Source organism: Alcanivorax sp. HI0044 (assembly GCF_001634945.1).
On sequence record NZ_LWEZ01000250.1, the window covers coordinates 1 to 885 of the forward strand.

At 61.1% G+C, this 885-nt stretch carries 1 protein-coding gene; it reads right to left on the minus strand.

The window, feature by feature from the left end; translation table 11 throughout:
- Positions 1-885: DUF4350 domain-containing protein (locus tag A3730_RS03160; RefSeq protein ID WP_063537459.1), on the minus strand; the 885-nt coding region annotated here is incomplete at both ends.

The following is an 885-nucleotide window of genomic DNA, read 5'->3' on the forward strand; positions in this document are numbered from 1 at the left end:
TTCGCGTAACACTTCCACCAAAGCCGCCTGTTGATCGGTACGCCACTGAAAATAGCCACTGGCGTGCAGGTGTTGCAGGTAGTCGCGGCTGTGTTCGTCGCGGGCTTCCTGGCGTGGACCCTGGCGGGGAATGCGATACCACAACCACAGGGCCAGCAGCACCAGCAGGGCAACGCCCAGCGCCGGGGCTTTCAGCCACAGCCACTGTGCCAGCGGCGGCATGGCCACGGAGCGCACAAACCACACCGGCTCATCCGCGGTGAGCCAGGCGAGTAGCCAGGCATGATCGAAATAGAGCAGACGTTCGTTGGACCACAGGCTCAAGTCGGTTAGCACGGAAATCTGTCCGCTGCCCAAGCCGAGTTGCACCAGCTGGCTACCGTAATCGTTGTCTGCGTAGGCGGTCACTTCCACTGGCCATTCCAGGTGTGGTGTCTCGCCTTCTTCATCATCCCAGCTGTCATGCCAGATGACGTAATCGCTGAAAAGCTGCACACGTCGGTCAGGTGCGTTGTCACCCACATGCAGCCCAAGAGGCGCGGGCTCCGGTGGTGCGTCACAGACCAGCCGTGCACAACCTTCACGCAATTCCTCGTTGTCGCTTTGCAGGCAATACTGCAAGGGGCTGTCCACAAAAACGGGCAAGGCCATGATCAGATCCCGGACCGGATCCTCTTCAATGGATTCGCTGGGCACGGGGGAGTCCCAGACGGTGATGCCGAGCGGGAACAGCAGTGGGTCATTGTCCTGCCAGTCTGCGTCACTGGCATCGGATGCCTCGATAAGCGACGGGAGCGGGCGGGCTTCCACCACCAGTTCGCCACCGTTCTGGACCCATTCCAGCAGGGTGTTGACCTGGTTGGGGGTGAGCATGCCGCGGTGTTT